Origin of the sequence: Mycobacterium sp. NAZ190054, from assembly GCF_001545925.1 — a bacterium.
GTDB lineage: Bacteria > Actinomycetota > Actinomycetes > Mycobacteriales > Mycobacteriaceae > Mycobacterium.
In genome coordinates, this window is sequence record NZ_LMVQ01000361.1 from 1 (window position 1) to 2859 (window position 2859).

The 2859-nt window shown below is 68.9% G+C and carries 2 protein-coding genes and 1 pseudogene; 1 reads left to right on the forward strand and 2 read right to left on the reverse strand.

The window, feature by feature from the left end; all coding sequences use genetic code 11:
- Positions 1-122: 122 nt before the first annotated feature.
- Both ASJ79_RS21685 and ASJ79_RS21690 read right to left on the reverse strand, forming a co-directional pair.
- Positions 123-1046 (reverse strand): annotated as a pseudogene (locus ASJ79_RS21685) (NAD(P)-dependent alcohol dehydrogenase); the annotation flags it as partial.
- Positions 1047-1183: 137 nt separating this feature from the next.
- Entirely contained in the window at positions 1184-2326 is a 1143-nt protein-coding gene (locus tag ASJ79_RS21690; protein ID WP_067959752.1) for an iron-siderophore ABC transporter substrate-binding protein, read from the reverse strand.
- 196 nt (positions 2327-2522) lie between these two features.
- Here ASJ79_RS21690 and ASJ79_RS21695 point away from each other — a divergent pair.
- Positions 2523-2859, forward strand: a 337-nt coding sequence (locus ASJ79_RS21695) for a cbb3-type cytochrome c oxidase subunit I (protein WP_197420321.1), incomplete at its 3' end; no start/stop codon positions are given.

Here is a 2859-nt window from a genome sequence, read left to right on the forward strand (position 1 = left end):
CGACCATCCGCGAGACCCGGCGCCGCCTGGACGACACCGGCCTTTTCGTGCTGGACATCGAGGTGCTGCGGTTACGCCCCGAGACCCGGGTGCGGGACGACTTCGCCGCCTTCCTGGAAACCGGCGCAGAAGTCGAGCATCTCCTGGGTTTCGGCGATCCCGCCGATCAGCGAACCGGCGAGGCTGCGCCGCCCGAAGACGAGCGCGCCGGCCGGCACCTGCATCGGGTGTTCGGGCATGCCGAGCTCGACCAGCGTGCCGTCCAGCTTGAGCAGCTTGAGGTAGTCCTCCAGCTGCAGGTTGGCCGAGACGGTGTTGAGGATCAGGTCGAACTTGCCCCGCAGCTCCTTGAAGGTGTCGCGGTCACTGGTGGCGCGGTAGTCGGCGGCGCCGAGCCGCAGACCGTCCTCCATCTTCTTCAGCGACTGGCTCAGCACCGTCACCTCGGCGCCCATCGCGGCGGCGAGCTTGACCGCCAGATGTCCGAGCCCGCCCAGGCCGATCACCGCGACGTTCTTGCCGGGGCCGGCATTCCAGTGGTGCAGCGGCGAATACGTGGTGATGCCCGCACACAGCAGCGGCGCGGCCTTGTCCAGCGGGATGGCGTCGGGAATGGTCAGCACGTAGTTCTCGTCGACGACGATCGCGCCGGCGTAGCCGCCCTGCGTGCGCTCGCCGTCCCGGCCCACCGCGTTGTACGTGCCGACCATCCCGCTGCCGGTGCAGTACTGCTCCTCACCGGCGCGGCACGCCTCACACTCGCGGCAGGAGTCGACGAAACAGCCGACACCGACTCGGTCGCCGACCTTGAATTTGGTTACCTCGGAACCGATCTCGGTGACGACTCCGGCGATTTCATGTCCCGGCACGATCGGGTACTCGGGCAGCCCCCACTCGCCGCGCACGGTGTGGATGTCGGAGTGGCAGATGCCGGCGAAGTGGATGTCGAACGCCACGTCGTGCGGTCCGACGGCGCGACGCGTGATGGTCGTCCTGGTCAGCGGGGCGTCGGCGGACGTGGCTGCGTACGCGGAAACAGTGCTCATCAATACCTCGTGTCTCATCGATTGTTGGTTCACCGCACCCGCGGGCGTCGTGGACGCGGAAGAACTGCCGCGACGGTGCGGCCGACTGCTGTCCAACCGCGCGAGCCGGCGGGTTAATCCCGCAACAGCCGGTGCGATCAGTTGATGGGGGCGTTGACCCATCGTAGGTCGGCGAGCATTCCGCGGGCGGCCACGACGCCCTGCCCGGTGTGCCACACCTCGTTGTTCACCGCGAAGACGCGGTCGTCACGGTTGGCCGACAGGCGCCGCCATGCGTCGCTCTCGAGCACTTCGGGGGCGCGTTGGCGGGCTTCAGCCGTGGCGAACGACACATAGACGATGTCGCCGTCGGCGATCGAGAAGTCCGGCGAATCGCCCAGATCCTCGTCCGAGATGCCGACCTCGACGTAGGGCTTGTCGGTGAACCGCTGGGCGGCCGGGCGATCCACCCCGACGTCGGCCAGCACGCTGCCGGGGAAGCTGTCGGGGCCGAACACTCTCATGGTGGTGTCGGTGAACTGCACCACCGACGCCTGAAAGTGGGTGGCGTCGTTGTCCTGTCCGGTTCTGTCGGCTTGGCGGTCGAAGTCCTCGATCACGCCGTTCGCGGCGTCCGCGCGGCCGGTGGCCGCCCCGACGGCGCGCAGCGTGTCCTTCCACGCCGCGCCCGAAGGGCCGGTGAAGACGGTCGGCGCGATCTCGGAGAGCTCGGGGTGTTCCCCGGCCGTCGGCCCCACCGTCCCGAGGATCAGATCCGGGTCGGCTGCCCGGATCGCGTCGAGATCGGGATCGCTGCGGCTCCCGGCGCCGGGCAGCTCGTGGATCACCGTGCCGAGGTAGGCCGGCTGCGTCTCGGAGCCGTCGGGCAGCGCGGCGGCCACGATGCGGGACTGCAGCCCGAGCGCGCACAACGCGTCGAGATGGTCGCCGGAGAGCACGACGATGCGCTGCGGGTCCGCGGGGACCGTGGTGACCTCCGGAATCGGGGGAGAGACGCCGTGCGCCGTCGCGTTGCGCACCTCCCGCTCCGGCGGTCCCTCGTCGAGCCGCGCCGGTTCGGGCGCGCACGACTCGTCGGGTCTGCGGTCGTTACCGAGTACGCCCGCGCTCGCGATGCGGGTCACGCTGGTGGTGATCGCGGCCGGCCCGGGGCCGTCGGCCGGGGCGTCCCCGGAGGAGCCGCAGCCGTTGAGCGCGAACACCACGACCGCGGTGCCGACGGCGGTCAGACCCGCCGACCGGGAGATCCAGCGACCCGCCCGCGCTCCCGTGATCAGCACGGGCCGACGTTAACATCCGGCTGTCGCCCGGCTGGTCAGGGCGCGTCCCCCGCACGGTGCCCGGCCTATTACGACGGTTTGTAGGACCACCCCGACCCCGGTCGGTCAGGGAGGTTAGGATTCATACGAATCGTCGGCCCCGCCGACTGTTCGATCCGGTATTACCGGTCAGCGATACGGAAGGTTGGAGGACCAGTTGGTAGCGGAAGCGCCCCCAATCGGAGAACTCGAGGCCCGGCGGCCGTTCCCGGCACGGCTGGGGCCCAAGGGCAACCTGATCTACAAACTGATCACCACCACCGATCACAAGCTGATCGGCATCATGTACTGCGTCGCGTGCTTCGCGTTCTTCCTGATCGGTGGCCTGATGGCGCTGTTCATGCGCACCGAGCTGGCCGCGCCCGGTCTGCAGTTCCTGTCCAACGAGCAGTTCAACCAGCTGTTCACCATGCACGGCACGGTAATGCTGCTGTTCTACGCGACACCGATCGTGTTCGGGTTCGCCAACCTGGTGCTGCCGCTGCAGATCGGCG